Raw genomic sequence first — 19,709 nt, 5'->3', positions numbered from 1 at the left:
TACTAATACTAATACTAATACTAATACTAATGCTTTAGTCATTAATAAGGACGATAAAAATATAAATGGGGTTATTATTTCTACTCAAGCGAAATAATAAATAGTCAGTAAAGGTTATACAGTATCACTTTATCATCGTTTTTAGGTGAGGGTTTTACTTATCTCCTAAACAGGAAATAAAAATAATGACAATAAGTCAACATGAGGCTTCATTCAAACTGATGAATGAAGAGCAACTTCCCGTTGCCAAAAATAAATTGCACGGTTGGAAACATTTTGCAGGTTTGTATGCTGGGGAGCATGTTGCCGCAACTGAATTTGTTATTGGGGCAACGTTTGTCGCTTTAGGGGCGTCGACCATTGATATTCTTTTAGGCTTACTTATTGGTAACCTACTAGCCATGTGTTCATGGTGGCTATTAACTGCACCAATTGCGGTCGAAACGCGTTTAAGTTTATATAATTACTTAAATAAAATTGCCGGCGATTCGATGACTAAGCTTTATAATTGGGCAAACGTGGTGATCTTTTCGGTGATATCGGCAGCAATGATCACTGTATCATCCACTGCAGTTCGCTTCTTGTTTGATATTCCCGCACAGTTAAATTGGTATCCCAGTAGTCTATGGTTTGTGATGATTGTATTAGCCGTTGGCTCAATTGTTGTTGTGGTCGCCATGTATGGTTTCTCGACTGTGGCAGATTTTTCTAAAATCTGTGCGCCTTGGTTATTTGTTATCTTCATCGCGGGTTCTTTTTCGTTATTCCCAGCGTTAGCAAATCATGTGATTGGTAGCACTACTCTCAATAGCTGGCAAGATTTTATGACGATAGGTGATAGCTCAATCTGGACCGGCTTAAATGATAAAGGCGAGCCTGGTATTGGCTTGCTCGAAGTGATTGGTTTTGCATGGGCCGCCAATTCAATTACTCATTTTGGTTTGATTGATATGGCAATTTTTCGTTTCGCTAAACGTAAAAGTTATGGTTTATTATCAGGTGTCGGGATGTTCTTTGGTCATTACTTAGCGTGGATCTCCGCAGGTATTATGGGGGCGGGGACTGCCGTCATACTTAAGACCACTATTAGTCAACTCGATCCTGGTGATGTGGCATATCAAGCTCTAGGTTTTTCTGGCTTTGTGATTATTATTATTGCCGGTTGGACTACTGCTAACGCCAATCTCTATCGCGCAGGATTAGCTGCACAGTCGATATTTGTTAAACAATCTCGTGAACGGACTACTGCGATAGTCGGTCTTGTGACCATGGTGATTGCCTGTTTCCCGTTTGTATTTACTCAGATGTTACCCTTATTGACTTACGCTGGTTTATTAGTCGTTCCTGTGGGAGGCATAGTGTTTGCTGAACACGTGTTATTTCCTAAGATTGGTTTAACTCGTTATTGGGCTAAATATCAAAACTTAACCAAGAGCACTCCGGCAATTGCATCTTGGGCATTAGCACTCGTGTTTGGTTTTGGCCTAAATACGCTTGATATTATTTCATTTTATTATTTGTTTATTCCTACATGGATATTCACCATTATTATTTATACTTTATTAGCTAATAAATATGGTGCAGGTTTGGATTATTCTGAACATATTAAAGCTGATGAAATAGAGCAAAAGCAAATTGCACAATATCAGGATACTATGGCCAAAGGTGATAATCCTCACGTTGAAGACCACAGTAAATTAACAAAATTACTCAATGGTTTTGCATTTTTCTCATTAGTTATGATTAGCATTTTGGCGGCAAGAGTGATGTTTTATAGCCCAACGATGGAGATCTATGCCGTTAATAAATCACTGTTTGAAACCATCTGCCTGGTTTGTACTGTTATTTATTTTAGTTGTTCTTATGTCGCATTAAGAAGACATAAAAAATTAAATTACCATACTACTGAACCAAGACTTATGCGAACAACGGCAAATGAGTCTTAGTCTGAAGTGTTATTTGATTGAAATAACATTCAGTTCCATCATTTATTATTTTATGAGGCATGTACATGCATCACGCTCAACAAGTAAGCGTTCCACTTAAGACCTTAAATCAACAATGTTTATCCACTTTACCTTGTGATGTTGATGTACCTAGGTACGATCGTAGTAAGTTAACAGCAGGTATCGTTCACATTGGTGTTGGCGGTTTCCACCGTGCTCATCAAGCGGTATACATTAATGAGTTATTAAAACAGCCGGGCTCTGAATCTTGGGCTATTTGTGGCGTTGGTTTATTAGAAGCCAATCGTAGTTTACGTGATGTGTTGGTTAAACAAGACTACTTATACAGTTTAACCGTGCGTCATCCGAATGGTCAGATTGATCATCAAGTGATTGGTGCTATGATTGATTTTCTGTTCGCACCAGAAAATAAGCAAGCCGTGATTGATCGATTGATACATCAACATACTAAAATTGTGTCACTGACAATTACTGAAGGGGGCTATAACTTTAACCCTGCTACGGGTGAGTTTGATTACTCTAACCCAGATATTATTCATGACATGAGTTATCCAGAAGATCCTATTACCGCATTTGGTTATCTAACTGCCGCATTGAAGCAACGTAAAATCAAAGGGATGAAACCTTTTACGGTGCAGTCTTGTGACAATATTCAGCATAACGGTGATATGACTCGTAAAATGCTGTTGGCATTTGTGAATAAAAACGATACTCAATTAGGCAAATGGATAGCAGACAATGTCTCGTTTCCTAATGCGATGGTAGATCGTATCACCCCAGTGACCACCAAAGCCGACATTGACTATGTTGCCAGTACCTTAGGTATTAATGATCAATGGCCGATCACGTGTGAAGCGTTTAGCCAATGGGTCATTGAAGATAATTTTAGTGATGGTCGTCCACCGTTAGATAATGTCGGTGCACAATTTGTGGCTGATGTTACTCCGTTTGAAAAAATGAAGATCCGCTTATTAAATGCTGGCCATTCAGTATTAGGTTTATTAGGATCTATCCAAGGCTTTGCCACCATTGATGAGTCAGTATCTGATCCACTATTTGCAGGCTACTTACGCCGCTTTATGGACGATGAAGTCACGCCGTTAATTGAACAACTTGAAGGGATTGATTTAACCCAATACAAAGACACCTTAATTGAACGTTTTGCCAATCCGAACATTAAAGACAGTTTGGCGCGTATTTGCTCAGAAAGTTCGGCAAAATTGCCTAAATTTATCATTGCATCGATTAATGAAAATATCGCCTTAGGCCGCGATAGCTCATTGGCGACTTTAGTGATTGCGGCATGGTGTTTATACAGTGATAAGCGCGTCGATCAGCAGGGGCAGACATTAGCGATTAGTGACCAAATGGCACCGCAATTACACGATTTTGCCAGCAAGACGGCGCAAGATCCGTTGGCTTTTTTACAGTTAAGCGATTTATTTGGTGATCTTTGTCATCAAGCAAGCTTTTGCCAAGATTATCGCCAAGCGATTGCGGCCTTATATGCACCAGAAAGTGAGATTAAAACCATTATGCAAGCAAGATTAGACGCTAAGGAATAGTGATGAACAGTATATTAATCAATCATAAAGCCACCGAAGATATCAATATCAGCTGTTTTGGTGAGGTATTATGGGACTGTTTTCCTGACGGTAAACGCGTTGGCGGCGCGCCGTTAAATGTCTGTGTCAGACTCAACGCCCTGGGGATTAAAGGGGCAATGATCAGTGCGGTTGGCGACGATCAATTGGGTCATGAATTATTGGCTTTCATTGATGAACGCGGCGTTAATCGGAATTGTATCGCCATTGATACCGAAAAAAGTACCAGTACAGTGCAAGTGAGCTTAGATAAAAGTGGTTCGGCGTCTTATGACATCGTCGCGGATACTGCGTGGGACAATATCGCATTAACTGACGCTATCATCGATCTTGTTCATTGTTCAGATGTGTTGGTGTTTGGCAGTTTAATCGGTCGAAGTGCGGTGTCACTTGGTACATTAACGGCGCTGGTAGGTTTAGCCAAATTTAGTGTGTTTGATGTCAATCTTCGTGCGCCACATTATCAACTTGAGAGTATTGTCGAGTTAATGAAGCAAGCAGATTTTATTAAGCTCAATGATGATGAACTCTACGAAATCGCTAAGGCCATGGGCTCGCCATTTCACTCACTTGAGCAAAATCTCGAGTTTATTGCTGTCCAAACCCATACCGATTATTTATGTGTCACCAAAGGCAGTCATGGTGCATTACTGAGTATTGCTGGGAAGAAGTATTATAATTCAGGTTATTTAGTCAATGTAGTTGATACCGTTGGCGCCGGAGATTCTTTTTTAGGGTCGTTACTGTATCAATTGTGCACTGATACTAATCCGCAGTATGCGATTGATTTTGCTTGTGCAGTGGGTGCTATGGTTGCTCAGTCTCATGGGGCTACGCCACAGCTGACGTTAAATCAAATCCAAGCGTTTATGTACCCAAAGTAAACAGTGCGATGTTTTTTTGTGTGAAGTGTGTGAAGTGTGAGAAGTGTGAGAAGTGTGGGTTATTTCCTCTTATCTAACCCGTTAGCGCTTGGTCGTAATGACCAAGCGCTTTTTTATGGAAACTTAACGGCGGCAATTAATTTTATTGCTCGCTGCTTAACTCCATAATACCCGCTGCTTTTGAACCAAATAGTTGCTGATGTAAGCGACTTGCAAATCCATCTGTCATGCCAGAAATATAATCGGCAATCACTCGCATTGAATTATTCCCTTCATTACGCTCCGCTAACCATCGCTCACGAGTATTGACGGGTAAAAGACGTTCAGGATCTGAGGCAAATGCTTCAAATAATTCCATCACAATTTGTTGGCCTTTGTATTCCAGCATTTGGATTTCCGGTTTACGAATAACGTACTTGAATACTAATTGTTTCAGTACATGCAATGTTGCAGCAAAGTCTGGCTCCAGTTCGGCATTATATTTTAATAAGTCTTCGTCAAACTGCGGATTGGCACTAATACCAATCGCGGTGACGAAACCGTTGACTAAGGTACCGATAGCATCTTTACGTAAATGATGCTCATGGGAAAACAGTTTGCCACCAATGCTAGCCATTTCCGATATCAGCCATTGATCTTTGATTTCAGTTAATTGATCGACCACATCGCGTTGCCACTGATGTTGGTTGACAATCCCCATGACAATGGCATCTTCGAGATCGTGTACTGCGTAAGCTATGTCATCAGCCAACTCCATAATTGAGCAATCAAATGATTTATAGCGTGTTTTTAAATGGGGATAATCAAGGTGCGTATGGCTTTGTTCACTGCTGATAAATAATTGCCTGTCAGACTCGGATAATGGCGCTAATACCCAATCAATAATGGGCTTGTCATCATTAAACAATCCTTTCACCGGCGGCCATTCTGAGGGTTTTAATTGACGGTGATTAGCGATATCTGGACGTTGTTGATCCACAAATAACTGCCCATGAGTTGCGGGATATTTCATTACCCCGAGTAACGTTCGGCGGGTCAGGTTCATTCCCCATGAAGGCGTGTAGGGTTCTAAACGAGTTAAAATCCGAAAGGTTTGCCCATTGCCTTCAAAGCCACCATGATGGCGCATCATGTAATTTAATGCCACTTCACCGCCATGTCCGAAAGGAGGATGGCCTATGTCATGGGCTAAACAAATTGATTCAATAAGGCTCATTGAATTGAGTAAATACCGCAGTTCTGGATATTTCCGCCGTAGTTGAGCAGTAATGCCAGTACCAATTTGTGACACTTCTAATGAATGTGTCAGCCGAGTGCGATAAAAGTCATTCATACCAACGCCAAGCACTTGTGTTTTGGCTTGAAGCCGACGAAATGCAGCTGAATGCAGAATACGGGCGCGATCACGCTGAAATGGACTACGATGATCATTTCGGCGTTGTTTATCTTCACCGAGTAAACGCTGTAGCCAACGACTTCTCTGTTGTGTATCACTGGACTCGATGGTGTTATCAGGCATAAAATTCCTTTACAGCATTTGATTAATTTCGTCTAAATTCAATGTGAAACTTGGAATAAAACACTCACGGAAATAACCTACAGCAGGGTTAGTGTTATCGTCTAACATTTGTTCTAAACGTTTACGGGCACTATTAAATTCACTATTACCGGCTTTTTGTTCTTCTAGGCACTTTAAATATGCGCAAAGTGTATCCGCCGCTTTTACAATGGCCTTATATTGTGGGTCGGCTTCTTCACTGATAAACAGACTACGATAATCTTCTCTAAACTCAACAGGGACCATTTCCAGCATACGCTGTTCTGCTATAGCTTCTATTTTTTTATATTCAGCTTCGATTTCTTTATTAAAGTACTTTACTGGTGTCGGTAAGTCGCCGGTCAAAATTTCACTGGCATCATGATAAATGGCAATCGCAGCCGCTTTATTAGCATCTAAGTCAGTAGCGAATTTTTTATTACTGATGATCACTAAAGCGTGAGCGACCATCGCCACTTGCAGCGAATGCTCTTGAACGTTTTCACGGCGTACGTTATGCATTAACGGCCAACGTTGGATCAGTTTCATCCGTGATAAATGGGCAAATAAATGACTCATGAGACTCCTTACTGCGCTCAATAGTTTGTCTCAGCTTACAGCAGCTTATCGATAAAAAAAAGCGACTGTTCAGTCGCTTAGTATTTTATGGCAGAGATATTGTGTCTATTGACGATAATCTTCTAAGAAATTGCCAAATTCAGTCATTGCTTTAGTTAGATCTTCTTTATACGGTAAAAAAACCACGCGTAAATGATCCGGTTCTGGCCAATTAAAGGCTGTGCCTTGAACTAGCAAAATCTTTTTATTTCTGAGTAAATCTAATACCAAGCGTTCGTCATCGCGTAAATTAAACTTTTTCATGTCTAATTTCGGGAATGCGTACAAGGCACCTTGAGGCTTTTTGCAACTGACACCAGGAATTTGGTTAAGCAATTCATACACTGCATCACGTTGAATCGTTAAACGGCCATTAGGTAATATCAGCTCATTAATGGACTGATAGCCGCCCAATGCGGTTTGAATCGCATGTTGATTGGGTACGTTGGCGCACAAGCGCATTGAAGCAAGCATTTCTAAACCTTCAATGTAGCTTTTAGCGGCTTTTAAATTACCCGATAACATCATCCAACCCACACGAAAGCCTGCGGCGCGATACGCTTTTGATAAGCCATTAAAGGTGATAGTTAAAATATCATCAGACAAGCCTGCTGCAGGAATATGTTTAGCTTCGTCATAGAGAATTTTATCGTAAATTTCATCAGCAAATAAAATCAAATCGTGCTGGCGACATAGCTCAATAACTTGCAACAACAACTCTTTACTGTAAACCGCGCCAGTAGGGTTGTTTGGGTTGATTAATACTATCGCGCGGGTGCGAATGCTAATTTTACTGTTAATGTCGTCTAAGTCAGGAAACCAATCAGCTTCTTCATCACACCGATAATGCACTGCTTTGCCGCCAGCGAGGTTTGCTGCTGCTGTCCATAACGGGTAATCAGGCGAGGGGATAAGGACTTCATCATCAGTATTGAGCAAACCTTGCATAGCCATGACGATAAGTTCTGACACACCATTACCAATATAGATATCTTCAATATCAACCCCAAAAATACCTTGTGCTTGATAATGTTGCACAATTGCCTTGCGGGCAGAAAATAAGCCTTTTGACTCACAATATCCTTGAGCGCTTGGTAGATTTAAAATAACGTCACGCACAATTTCTTCTGGCGCTTCAAATCCAAACGGGGCCGGGTTACCGATATTAAGCTTTAAGATACGATGACCTTCGTCTTCTAAACGGCGGGCTTCTTTATGCACTGGTCCACGGATATCGTAGCAAACAGAGTCAAGTTTATTGGATTTGATAATGGGTCGCATACTACTCTCAATAACTAAATACGGCTTAAGTTAGCGAACCATAACGAATTTATCGTTATTGTGAAAGGGGCAAATGGGTAAAAATGATAATAATATCAGTCAAAAATACTGTTTTTTGGGCTAAATTAGGCTTTGCTTCAGTGTTTTATGCTGTTTATGACGCTGTTTTTAGCGGTGATATAGGGTTTAATAACAAAAAAGCCAGCACGTAGTGCTGGCTTTTAATGAGTTGACTTGTGTTATTACTATTTTACTAATAACCCAAGTTAACTGGCGATTAAACGCGCTTTTTGAACTCGCCTGTACGAGTATCAATTTCGATCTTGTCACCCACTTTAACAAAGTCAGCTACCGTAATAGTACCACCACCAGTAATGGTAGCTGGCTTCATTACTTTGCCTGAAGTGTCGCCACGAGCTGAAGGCTCTGTGTAGATAACTTCACGTACAATGTGAACTGGTAATTCAACAGAAATTGCTTTCTCGTTGTAGAAAGTCACTTGGCAAACGTCTTCCATACCATCAATGATATAGTCAGCAGCATCACCTAAGTTGTCAGCTTCTACATCATACTGGTTGTATTCTTCATCCATGAATACATACATAGGGTCAGCAAAGTAAGAGTAAGTACAATCAAGACGTTCTAAAATGATATCGTCTAACTTGTCTTCACCTTTAAAGGTTTGTTCAGTACCAGAATCTAGCAATACGTTCTTTAATTTTAACTTAACGATTGCAGCGTTACGGCCAGAACGAGTTGTTTCAGTCTTCTGAACAACCCATGGGCTGCCATCTAACATGATCACGTTACCAGGACGGATTTCATGAGCAGTTTTCATTTCACTATTTCCTATATATTTGGACTTTTTTTATTTATAGAGCAGTATCTTAGCAATTGTTAACGAATTGAACGAGTCGACTCGCAAGATCTGCATCATTTAACGCGTTAATTGGCCATTTAATCGCATGGTGCGTTAAAGGCAAACTAACAGAATTTAACTGTTGCCAGTGCATTACTACCGAGTTTGTATCACCACAGTTGAAGGCCGAATTCACCTCAGACCAAGTGGTAGCAATTTCTGGAGCAAGATTATCGCAGTAAATTTGCATAAAAGCTTGTAATTTTACCAGGTGATAATCATCTTCTTGAGGATAAATGTGCCATATAAAGGGTTTTGCGGCCCATTGAGCACGTAAAAACGAATCTTCACCCCGCACAATATTAAAATCACAGCTCCATAGCAAGCGATCAAAGTCATTTTGATCTGTCATAGGTAATATATGTATGGTTAGGTTGCCAAGAGTAAATTGTTGACCGGGCATCAAATCTGCAATGGCGCAAGGCAATAAACTGGATAAACTATGTAAACTACGGCCTTTAGGGATAAGCGCATGGATGGGTGTTGGCGATGCTTGCCATAATTCACACAGCGCAGTTAACGCGGGAGTTTCATAACTGAAAACACTGATTACCCTATCTTGAGCATTAATACCCTGCAAATCTAGTTGCTCGAATAATGCTAATTTATGTTTAGGATCGGCTTGCCATTGATCTCGTTGCTTGAATAATTGTGTTTCACAAATCAGTCCGCCAGTTTTAGGGCTAAATCCTGGAAAGTAAAACCACTTCTTAACACCATTTGGCTGTGTCGATGGTAGTCCATGACAGCCATCAACCCATTTTTCAGCGCTTAAATATTCAAGGTTTAACCAAATAGGCGTCTGAGTATCTGGCTGAATATGTAACTGGCCAATAATAGATTTAACCTGTGATGGTAATTCACAGGCAAAGGCTTCTATTATCACAGCACCAGCTTTATACTCTATTTTAATTGGGGTTTCCCAATGAAAAATATTCACACCATTAAATTCCTGCTGGCTTTTTGCAGGATTTAGCAAGGGTAAAATATGAGAAAAACTCAATAGATCGTCGACCCATAAATTAATGGGTATGCCATATTCGCTTGCCAATTGTTTAGCTAAACGCCAAGTTACACCTATGTCGCCGTAGTTATCAACCACGGTACAAAAGATATCCCAATGAGGGGATAATGGGTTTGAATGATGGACTGACATATTAATAGTTACTTAATCATTAAACCTAAACTATAGGCATAAAAAAGCGGCTATAAAGCCGCTTTCAATCACAAAACTAATCTGATGATGTGGGTTAGTCTTCTAACTCAGCTAAACACATTTCTTCATATATCTGCTTAACCCAACCGTCAACACGTTCTTCGGTAAGTTCTGGCTGACGATCCTCGTCAATCCCTAAACCAACAAAGTGCTTGTCATCAGCCATGCCTTTAGATGCTTCAAAGTTATAACTTTCTGATGGCCAATTACCAATAATAATGCCACCACGAGCTTCAACGATATCTCGTATCATGCCCATAGCATCAAGGAAGTATTCAGCATAATCTTCTTGGTCACCACAACCAAAAATAGCGACTAGTTTATCGGTGAAGTCGATTTGCTCAAGTTCCGGGAAAAAATCATCCCAATCACACTGTGCTTCGCCGTAATACCAAGTTGGAATACCAAACATAAGCAAATCGTATTCAGCAATTTGCTCTTTAGTACTCTTGGCGATGTCTTTGACATCTAACATGCTTTTACCCAGTTTTTTCTGGATCATTTTGGCTACAGCTTCGGTGTTGCCAGTGTCGCTACCGAAAAAAAGACCTACAGTTGCCATTGTCTATCCTTTAAATATCTAGTTCGCGTTGTGCGATGTTCTAAAAACGTCTCAGTTGTCGAGTTGCTGTTGCAGAATAAATTCGATTAACTGGCTACGGCTGATGTTACTGTTCAAAGCTTGTTGGTTCAAGGCATCATATAAATCTTGTGACACCTTTAACTCTATTCGTTTTAAACCGTTAGCGCGATCACGCTGAATTTGGTTACGCTTATTGATCTTTAATTGCTGCTCACGAGACAGTGGGTTACTTCTCGGACGCCCACGGCGAGTTTCTGCGGCAAAAAGGTCAATAGTCGTTCTATCTGTTGTTTCTTTTGCCATTGTACTCTTTAACCGATCCCAGAGCCTTCCCAGGTCATCTGAATAATACCTTTTGCAATAAACCCGGCGCAGCCGAGGAATAACACTGCCCAAACAATATATCGACCAAATTTAGGGACGTCACCCTGTTTAAGCACATCATGGATAGCCATGCCGATAAAAAAGAATATCGATGCAAAAAACAGGTTTAAGCCAACCGCTTCAATTTGATCCATGTATTGGTTTAACATACTTCTACCTTCGCGATTAAGTGTCTGGCGAAAAGAGGGCGCGAATATATCACATCAGGATACGATCGGCTATGTACAAAAGGGGAAATATTAAAAATTTACCCTTGGTTTTGTTCAATAAACTCAGACACGATACGGTTAAATATCTCTGGCTTTTGGGCATGTAACCAATGACCAGTGCCATTTAATGTTTTCGCGCTGGCATGTGGAAATTGACGCATGATCTCATCGCGATGTTCAGCCGTGACATAATTTGACTCACCGCCACGGATAAATAATGCAGGCTTATCGAAATGATTGTCATCTGTTAACGGTAATGTCCAGCCAATAATACGATCATAAGATTCAATTAGCCCAGTTAAATTCATTTTCCATTCAAAACCGCTATCAGTGCGTTGCAGATTCTTAAGTAGAAACTGCGATGTTGGCTCATCAATACCGGCAGACGTTAAATGTACTAAGGCAGATTTGCGCGTGGTATTGGCGTTTAATTCTAAACTGGTTAGGCCTGCAAACACGATTTGATGTCTTGGGCTGTAGGCAACAGGTGCGATATCGGCAACAACCAAGCTTATAACTCGCTCAGGATGTAGCAGTGCCATTGCCATGGCAATTTTACCACCCATTGAGTGGCCAACCACATGGGCTTGTGTAAGATGTAATTCATCGAGAACATCTATCATGGCATCAGCCAACTGTGGGTAGTCCATCTGGTCCCAATGCTCACTTAAGCCATGATTGGGGACGTCAACCCGAATAACTTGATGCTGTTGTTCAAGTACACTACCGAGATTTTTTAGATTATCAAGATTGCCAAATAGCCCGTGAATAAGTAGGACGGCTTCACCTTGACCAGAAGATACGAAATGCATAACGCAATAAGCTCATTGGGACAATTTGTACGGCAGATTTTGCTGTAATGAGCCAATCAAATCAAGTCATCATAACGATAGTGACCATTGTTGATGATATTTTACCCGCCTTTTGATAAATTTTTAAGAATATAGGCCATTTAATGATTTTGTGACTTTATTAGTTGGTTAAGCTTGGCTTACACTGAAGCCATAATTTTTGATCGCATTAGTAATAGGCGATCTGCGCTCCCGAATTACCAAGCGCCAGTCAAATAATGGCGACAGTAGTAACAAAGACTGATAGAAAAAGGATGACTCTGATGAAATACATTGAGATTGACGAAGAACTTTATCGCTTTATTGCCAGTAAGACTGAACGCATTGGCGAAAGCGCTTCGGATATTTTACGTCGTTTACTGAACTTGTCAGTTGAAAATGTCGATATAAGTTTACCCGATTCCATCAGTCAGCCCAGTTTAGAATCTGAATCAGCAGCTAATCATCATCCGGTTTTTAACCAAGCAAAAGCTGCTGTTGAAAAAATCATTGCTGAACAAAATAGCACCGGCCAATACAATCCTGCGGATGAACAAACATCGGCACCAGCAACGATTGATTTTGATGCTATTGTTAGTCAGCATTTGTTGAGCCAGCAAAAAGGTGCAGTAGGGCGTTTTATGCACTTATTAGCCAGTCTTGAAACCACAGCTCGCAGTGACTTTGATAAAGTACTGAATGTACAAGGGAAAGGGCGCTTGTATTTTGCCCGTTCTAAACAAGCGCTACTCAATTCTAGTCAATCTTCTAATCCAAAAGAAATCGCTGCTAGCGGGTTTTGGGTGACAACCAATAACAATACTGCCAAAAAACAAACGATATTAACTGAAGTATTAGAGCATTTAGGTTGCGATAGTGAACGAGCCAAGAGTATCGCTGAACACATTTAATGTTTGAATTTTGTTGAGAATTATATTTTTCATTTACTAACAGGAGACCATTCGTGGCCATTCACACACGCGCAGGGCAGCAAGCTTTACAAACGGATTTAGTGAATATTCCTAAATTAATGAGTCATTATTATCGCATTATTCCAAACGTGGAAGACGTGCAGCAAAAAGTGACGTTTGGCACTTCAGGCCATCGTGGTTGTGCCTATACCGCTAGTTTTAATCAAAACCATATATGGGCTATCACCCAAGCTGTGGTTGATTATCGTATTTCTGCCAATATTACCGGTCCAATGATTGTTGGTTTTGACACTCATGCACTGTCTTATGCGGCGTTTATGTCCGTCATTGAAGTGTTAACGGCTAACCAAGTCAAAGTATTAATTCAACAAGATGACGGTTTTACCCCGACACCTGTCGTGTCTCAAGCTATTGTTCGTGCCAATTCGTCTGCACCTGCTGCCTTAATCGATGGTTTAATCATTACGCCTTCGCACAATCCTCCACAAGATGGTGGCATTAAGTACAATCCACCTCATGGTGGACCTGCTGAAGGTGAAATTACTAAAATCATCGAAACAAAAGCCAATGAATATCTCGCCAATCAGCTGTCAGGCGTTAAAAAAGTCAATTACGGTGTCGCGGTTAAATCGGGCTGGATTGATGAAGTTGATTTTATTGCACCTTATGTTGAATCTCTTGCTGAAGTGATTGATACGGAGGCGATTAAAAAAGCCAACATTCGAATAGGTGTTGATCCTTTAGGTGGGTCAGGTATTTATTATTGGCAACACATTGCGACACAATATGGTCTTGATATCACCTTAGTTAATGACAAAGTTGATCCTACTTTTGGCTTTATGCCATTAGATAAAGACGGCAAAATCCGCATGGATTGCTCCTCTCCTTATGCGATGGCAGGCTTATTAGCCTTCAGCGAAGATTATGATTTATGTGTTGGTAATGACCCAGATTATGACCGCCACGGTATTGTGTGCCCGGGATTTGGTTTGATGAACCCGAATCATTACTTAGCTGTTGCGATAGATTATTTAATGACCCATCGTCCGCAATGGTCAGAGTCGTTAGCTGTTGGTAAAACCTTAGTATCAAGCGCGATGATCGACAGGGTTTGTAATGCCTTAGGCCGTCCTTGTTTAGAAGTACCAGTTGGTTTTAAATGGTTTGTTGATGGCTTAGCCCAAAGCACCATAGCATTTGGCGGTGAAGAAAGTGCCGGTGCCGCTTTTTTAAAGCGTGATGGCAGTACTTGGTGTACCGATAAAGATGGTTTTATTTTAGCCTTGCTTGCGGCGGAGATTTTAGCCGTAACCGGTAAAACACCCGCTCAGCGTTATCAAGAGTTAACGACCAAGTTTGGCGAGAGTTTTTATACTCGTATTGATAGCCCTATTAGCCTTAAGAAAAAGGCCAAGTTTGAGCAATTAAATCGTGATAGTTTCACTGACACTCAATTAGCGGGTGAACCCATTACGGCTATTTTAAGCCACGCACCTGGCAATAATGCCGCCATTGGTGGCATTAAAGTCACTACCGAAAATGGCTGGTTTGCTGCGCGTCCATCAGGTACTGAAGCCTTGTTTAAAATCTACGCCGAAAGCTTTATTAGTCAGCAGCATTTGGATGACATTATTACTCAAGCACAGACTATGATTGACCAAGCCTTAAAAGGCTAAGTTTACTGTTAGTTGTTTAATCAATATAAAAAGCACTGATTTTCAGTGCTTTTTTTGCTTCTATTGATGAGATTTTTTTGTCAGTATGGCTTAACTGTTGGTTGTTAATAATTAATGTTAAGTCATTTCAAGGAAGATATTAATGAATAAATATATGTCACTACTTTTTTTACCGGCAATGATGTTAACGGCTTGCCAAACTCAACTTGAAACTGTTCAAGTACCTCAAGCCGTGTTTAATACAAAGGTAATCACTATTGAAAATTCTCAACTCAATCAATATTGGTTATTGGAGCAGATTAAACCTGTAATGTTAAACAAACGTCCTGATTGGTTACCAAGAGGTGCAGGTAAGGGCGAATATTATATTACGATTGACTCAAACGGTAACGAAGTCAGTAAAGAGCTTATTGGCTCGCAGCCAGAGCGCTGGATGACGCAAGCATTGGTCAATAAGATGCCAAAACAGCAGTATGAGCCTGCGGCATCGAATATTAAGCGAGTACCAGTAAAAGTGAAAATGGATTTTGAAGTAAAGCGTATGAATTGATCTTGAGGTTACTTAACCTGTATTGAGCGATTTAACCCAATATAACAACAGGGCAGAATAATACATTCTGCCCTGTTGTTATATTACAAACTAAACATTATTACTGACGATAGTCACTACGCTAAATCAAATCGATCAGCATTCATTACTTTAGTCCATGCTTTAACAAAGTCTTTAACAAACTTTTCTTTTGCGTCATCTTGAGCATAGACTTCTGCATAAGAGCGTAAAATAGAGTTTGAGCCGAAGACCAAATCAACACGCGTCGCAGACCACTTCATCTTGCCTGTTTTGCGATCGATGATGTAATACAGGTTATCGCCGGCAGGTTTCCATGTGTATGACATATCGGTTAAATTTACAAAAAAGTCATTCGATAATACGCCTACATTATCGGTAAATACGCCGTGTTTAGTATTGTCATAGTTAGTACCTAGTACTCGCATACCGCCGACCAAGACCGTCATTTCATGAGCGGTTAGGCCCATTAATTGAGTACGATCGAGCATCATTTCTTCAGGCTGAACAATGTAGTCCTTCTTTTGCCAATTACGATAAGCATCGTGTAATGGCTCTAACACTTCAAATGATTCAATATCGGTTTGCTCTGCAGTGGCGTCACCACGACCAGGAGCAAATGGCACAGTAATCTTAACCCCTGCTGCGTGAGCTGCTTTTTCAACCGCAGCGGTTCCGCCTAGGACGATTAAGTCGGCCATACTCACAGGTTTTGTTAGTCCAGCTTGAATGTCAGTTAGGGTATCTAACACTTTATTTAATCTTGTGGGTTCATTGCCTTGCCAGTCTTTTTGCGGCGCTAAACGAATACGCGCCCCATTGGCTCCACCGCGATAATCTGAACCTCGGAAAGTTCGGGCACTGTCCCAAGCTGTCGCCACGAGTTCAGCAATGCTTAATTCACTGGATAAAATTTTAGCTTTAAGCTCAGTGATTTCTTGTTCACTTAAGCTGTAATCGACTTGTGGAATAGGGTCTTGCCAAATAAGATCTTCAGCAGGCACATCAGTTCCAAGGTAACGACTTTTAGGACCTAAATCACGGTGAGTCAGTTTAAACCACGCGCGGGCAAACACCTCTGAGAAATAGGCAGGGTCTTGATAAAAACGGTCTGAAATTTTGCGATATTCAGGATCCATTTTCATCGCCATATCAGCATCGGTCATAATTGGACTTAAGCGAATAGATGGGTCTTCAACATCAACCGGTTTATGCTCTTCCTTGATGTCGATAGGTTGCCATTGCCATGCACCAGCCGGACTCTTTTTCAGTTCCCACTCGTAGTTAAGCAGTAATTCAAAGTAGCCGTTATCCCATTGAGTAGGATGGGTTGTCCAGGCACCTTCGATTCCACTGGAAACGGTATCTCGGCCTATGCCTCGACTGGTTTTATTTAACCAACCAAAGCCTTGGTCTTCTAATTCAGCACCTTCAGGTTCGGCTTGTAAATTGTCGACATTGCCATTACCGTGACATTTACCAACAGTATGTCCACCCGCGGTTAACGCGACGGTTTCTTCGTCATTCATTGCCATACGTTCAAAGGTAGTGCGAATATCATGGGCGGTTTTTAATGGATCAGGATTACCATCAACACCTTCAGGGTTGACGTAAATTAATCCCATCATTACGGCTGCTAATGGATTTTCAAGATCTCTTTCACCAGAATAGCGGCTGTGCTCTGAACCGCTTGGGGCAAGCCATTGTTTTTCAGATCCCCAATAAATATCTGTTTCTGGATGCCATATATCGGCGCGGCCACCTGCAAAACCAAATGTTTTTAACCCCATAGACTCATAAGCTACGTTACCGGCTAAAATGATCAAATCAGCCCAAGAGAGTTTATTGCCATATTTCTTTTTGATCGGCCAAAGCAGTCTGCGCGCTTTATCGAGGTTAACGTTATCAGGCCAGCTATTGATTGGTGCAAAGCGTTGATTGCCAGTCCCTGCGCCACCACGACCATCAGCAATTCGATATGTACCTGCAGAATGCCAAGCCATGCGGATCATTAATCCACCATAATGGCCCCAATCTGCTGGCCACCAATCCTTACTGTCTGTCATTAAAGTGGTTAAATCGTGTTTTACAGCAGCGAGATCGAGGCTTTTGAATGCTTCGCTGTAATTAAACGTCGGATCCATTGGATCCGTCTTTTTGTCATGCTGATGGAGAATATCGAGATTGATCGCTTTAGGCCACCAATCCATGTTATGGCTATCGTTTGAAGTATTGCTGCCATGCATAACAGGGCACTTACCTTGACTATGTTGTACTTTGTCCATGAGATTTCCCTTTATCACTAGAGTAGCTTAATTTTGATATATCATTGGATGACAAGCTCAGGCTAACTGACTGTGGTTACTAATTAAAGCGACTTTTTCCGGTTCTGTTAATCGCTTTTATTGATACATAAAAGTAAGTCGTTGATTCAAGTTTGCGCTAACGTAATAAACTCAGTCTAGTTATCAATACCATAAATGCGCCAGTAAATAACATCATGATGGAAATATACCGTCGGTTTTGCCAAGTCATAATGTTTACACTGTTTATCAACAAGCCCTAATGAGAGCCAAGATTAACACCATTAACCTTTTTTAAAGCCGCTGTGACTGACATGTTTTATGCCAATGCCATTTAGTGGGTTAGGTTTAAATACATCATTAGCCTTAACGATAAGCATTGTTAAGGCAATTATCTGGATGTAGAACCAGTTCTTATTGCATTGAGGAAGTAAAAATAGATGAGTTTTATTAACGGCTAGCGCATTGTCTAGGTGCTACACATAAAAATGGCTAACCCAATACAGGTTAGCCATTGAAGCGATAATACACTATAGCAGTTGTGCCAAAAGGTTGTTGCTTTACAGTGATCAATAATCTTTAAATCAAATGCTTAAGGGTGACTGTTGGTAGGGTTTTATCCACGATAACCAAATAATTTTTGTTCCATGATTGCTTTGCTTACGGCTTCCGGAACGGCGTTAATCCAATCGCCTTGACCGCGGCAAATTTGTTGTAAAATTTCTCGCGAGAAAATATTAAATAAATCAGGGTTGCTCGACTCAATACTGGTGATAAAGCCATTATCGAGAACATGACGGAATAAATAGCGCAGATTATTGGGGACACTAATGGTCGTTAAGTTATTCAGATCACCTTTTTCATCTCGTTCAGGGTAAACGAACAAGCGCGTGTTATCGGGGAATAATTTACCGAATGCTTCGAGTATTCCGCCTTCCATACCGCGATAATATTCTTCATCAAAAATTTGTTTAATATTAACCATACCGACCACAATGCCGATTTGTAATTGGGTGTATTGGCGGAAATAGGCTCGTAACGAGAAATATCGGGTATAGTCGGAAACCATGACATTGTAGCCGAGTAAATTAAGTAACTTGACCCGTTCCATAATGTCTTTTTCAGACATGTTGGCATCTTTACCGCTCAAGTCATTTAAGGATATTTCAGCAATCAATACGGTACTTTTATCTGTTACACCATCGAGTAAGGAAAAGGCTTTATAGCCTTGTTCGATCATATCGACATTAAGTTTTGTTACTGGCTTAAATGAACCTCGAATGGTTAATACGTTCTTTTTGTAAAGCATGTCAGCAGGAACTGCGACACTGCCATCCGCTTTAAACATAATGGCGCGCGTTTTCCAACTGCGAATAAGATGAATATTCTTGGCTTGATTGTCGACATCTTCAAAGTAGGGCCCTTGAAAGTCGATACAATCAATCTCTATTCGATTAGCTTTCATGTTATCGGTTAATGAATCGATAATCATTTTCGGATCTTCAAAATAGTAATAACTGGCGTAAATGAGGTTGACCCCTAAAATCCCTAATGCTTGTTGTTGTGCTTCAGCGGTATCGTCAAACATACGCACATGAACAACAATATTAGACGGCTCTGCCCCCGGGTACATTTGAATTCGCACACCACACCATGCATGACATTCATTTTTACGATTAAAGCTCTTGGCTGAGACAGTTGCTGCGTAGGTAAAATAACGCGAAGACTTAGAGCGAATAGCTCCTACACGGTCAACAACGAGATCAAACTCTTGCTCCATCATTGCCAATACGCGTGCTTTACTTACATAACGACCATCTTCTTGAACACCGTAAATAGCGTCAGAAAATTTCATATCATAGGCCGACATGGTTTTCGCTATCGTACCCGCAGCAGCACCAGCGACAAAAAAGTTACGTGCGACTTCTTGTCCTGCACCAATTTCAACTATAGTGCCGTACTTTTTTTCGTCTAGGTTTAAACGAAGAGCTTTTTCTTTTGTGCCACGGGAACTGACTTGCTTATCCATAATATCTCCACACGATAAAACATTGGTATCTTAAGATTACTGCTAACAATGTTATAGCAAGTTAAAATATCCGCTAGTGCTGAAAGGATATTTGTGGCGATAAATTAATAATTTAACCTTTTTGAATAGCTTATAGATGTTTATTGCGACACTTTTGATCATCGTCAAC

General features: G+C 40.7%; 17 protein-coding genes. 6 read left to right on the top strand and 11 right to left on the bottom strand.

Annotation, left to right across the window (positions count from 1 at the left end; all coding sequences use genetic code 11):
• The first annotated feature begins 185 nt into the window (after nt 1-185).
• The 3 genes from H5164_RS12760 to H5164_RS12750 are packed head-to-tail and all read left to right on the top strand — an operon-like array spanning nt 186 to nt 4,455.
• Nucleotides 186-1,946: a cytosine permease gene (locus tag H5164_RS12760; protein ID WP_182756460.1), complete on the top strand. Its 1,761-nt coding sequence runs from the start codon at nt 186-188 to the stop codon at nt 1,944-1,946.
• Nucleotides 1,947-2,005: 59 nt separating this feature from the next.
• On the top strand, nt 2,006-3,532 hold the full coding sequence (locus H5164_RS12755) for a mannitol dehydrogenase family protein (protein WP_404948424.1): 1,527 nt from the start codon (nt 2,006-2,008) through the stop codon (nt 3,530-3,532).
• A 2-nt stretch (nt 3,533-3,534) separates the two neighbouring features.
• A complete protein-coding gene (locus H5164_RS12750; protein WP_182699073.1) occupies nt 3,535-4,455 on the top strand; it encodes a carbohydrate kinase in 921 nt (306 codons plus the stop codon).
• Nucleotides 4,456-4,597: 142 nt separating this feature from the next.
• On the opposite strand, the gene H5164_RS12745 is transcribed toward H5164_RS12750, so the two are convergent.
• From H5164_RS12745 to H5164_RS12705, 9 genes are all read right to left on the bottom strand, one after another.
• Nucleotides 4,598-5,974: an anti-phage deoxyguanosine triphosphatase gene (locus H5164_RS12745; protein ID WP_220492697.1), complete on the bottom strand. Its 1,377-nt coding sequence runs from the start codon at nt 5,972-5,974 to the stop codon at nt 4,598-4,600.
• A 9-nt stretch (nt 5,975-5,983) separates the two neighbouring features.
• On the bottom strand, nt 5,984-6,571 hold the full coding sequence (yfbR, locus tag H5164_RS12740) for a 5'-deoxynucleotidase (RefSeq protein WP_182723790.1): 588 nt from the start codon (nt 6,569-6,571) through the stop codon (nt 5,984-5,986).
• A 105-nt stretch (nt 6,572-6,676) separates the two neighbouring features.
• On the bottom strand, nt 6,677-7,891 hold the full coding sequence (locus H5164_RS12735) for a pyridoxal phosphate-dependent aminotransferase (RefSeq protein WP_182756455.1): 1,215 nt from the start codon (nt 7,889-7,891) through the stop codon (nt 6,677-6,679).
• 277 nt (nt 7,892-8,168) lie between these two features.
• The gene (gene efp, locus H5164_RS12730) at nt 8,169-8,729 is read right to left on the bottom strand and encodes an elongation factor P (RefSeq protein ID WP_124014963.1); all 561 of its coding nucleotides are present in this window, start codon (nt 8,727-8,729) and stop codon (nt 8,169-8,171) included.
• Between the two features lie 49 nt (nt 8,730-8,778).
• Nucleotides 8,779-9,966 carry an elongation factor P maturation arginine rhamnosyltransferase EarP gene (earP, locus tag H5164_RS12725; RefSeq protein WP_182756453.1) on the bottom strand — a complete coding sequence of 396 codons (1,188 nt, stop codon included), beginning with the start codon at nt 9,964-9,966 and terminating at the stop codon, nt 8,779-8,781.
• Nucleotides 9,967-10,060: 94 nt separating this feature from the next.
• Complete coding sequence (gene fldA, locus H5164_RS12720) at nt 10,061-10,588, bottom strand: flavodoxin FldA (RefSeq protein WP_124014961.1); 528 nt, start codon at nt 10,586-10,588, stop codon at nt 10,061-10,063.
• Between the two features lie 51 nt (nt 10,589-10,639).
• Complete coding sequence (ybfE, locus tag H5164_RS12715) at nt 10,640-10,912, bottom strand: LexA regulated protein (RefSeq protein WP_011637372.1); 273 nt, start codon at nt 10,910-10,912, stop codon at nt 10,640-10,642.
• Between the two features lie 8 nt (nt 10,913-10,920).
• Entirely contained in the window at nt 10,921-11,142 is a 222-nt protein-coding gene (locus H5164_RS12710) for a DUF2788 domain-containing protein (RefSeq protein ID WP_124014960.1), read from the bottom strand.
• Nucleotides 11,143-11,240: 98 nt separating this feature from the next.
• Nucleotides 11,241-12,014: an alpha/beta fold hydrolase gene (locus H5164_RS12705; protein ID WP_182741804.1), complete on the bottom strand. Its 774-nt coding sequence runs from the start codon at nt 12,012-12,014 to the stop codon at nt 11,241-11,243.
• A gap of 302 nt (nt 12,015-12,316) precedes the next feature.
• Between H5164_RS12705 and seqA the strand changes: the two genes are divergently transcribed.
• From seqA to H5164_RS12690, 3 genes are all read left to right on the top strand, one after another.
• Entirely contained in the window at nt 12,317-12,943 is a 627-nt protein-coding gene (gene seqA, locus H5164_RS12700; protein WP_182756451.1) for a replication initiation negative regulator SeqA, read from the top strand.
• Nucleotides 12,944-12,996: 53 nt separating this feature from the next.
• A complete protein-coding gene (gene pgm, locus H5164_RS12695; protein ID WP_182756440.1) occupies nt 12,997-14,640 on the top strand; it encodes a phosphoglucomutase (alpha-D-glucose-1,6-bisphosphate-dependent) in 1,644 nt (547 codons plus the stop codon).
• Nucleotides 14,641-14,782: 142 nt separating this feature from the next.
• Nucleotides 14,783-15,190 (top strand): hypothetical protein, encoded by a 408-nt coding sequence (locus H5164_RS12690; protein WP_182756438.1) that lies wholly within the window; start codon nt 14,783-14,785, stop codon nt 15,188-15,190.
• 116 nt (nt 15,191-15,306) lie between these two features.
• Here H5164_RS12690 and katG read toward each other — a convergent pair whose 3' ends face one another.
• Both katG and H5164_RS12680 read right to left on the bottom strand, forming a co-directional pair.
• A complete protein-coding gene (gene katG, locus H5164_RS12685) occupies nt 15,307-17,493 on the bottom strand; it encodes a catalase/peroxidase HPI (RefSeq protein WP_182697424.1) in 2,187 nt (728 codons plus the stop codon).
• Between the two features lie 634 nt (nt 17,494-18,127).
• A complete protein-coding gene (locus tag H5164_RS12680) occupies nt 18,128-19,540 on the bottom strand; it encodes a TonB-dependent receptor (protein WP_124014954.1) in 1,413 nt (470 codons plus the stop codon).
• Nucleotides 19,541-19,709: the final 169 nt, after the last annotated feature.

The organism is Shewanella sp. SG41-3 (assembly GCF_014164545.1).
In the GTDB taxonomy this organism is placed as follows: Bacteria; Pseudomonadota; Gammaproteobacteria; order Enterobacterales; family Shewanellaceae; genus Shewanella; species Shewanella vesiculosa.
The sequence above is the reverse complement of the archived record's forward strand: the minus strand, read 5'-3'. Positions and strand labels throughout refer to the sequence as shown.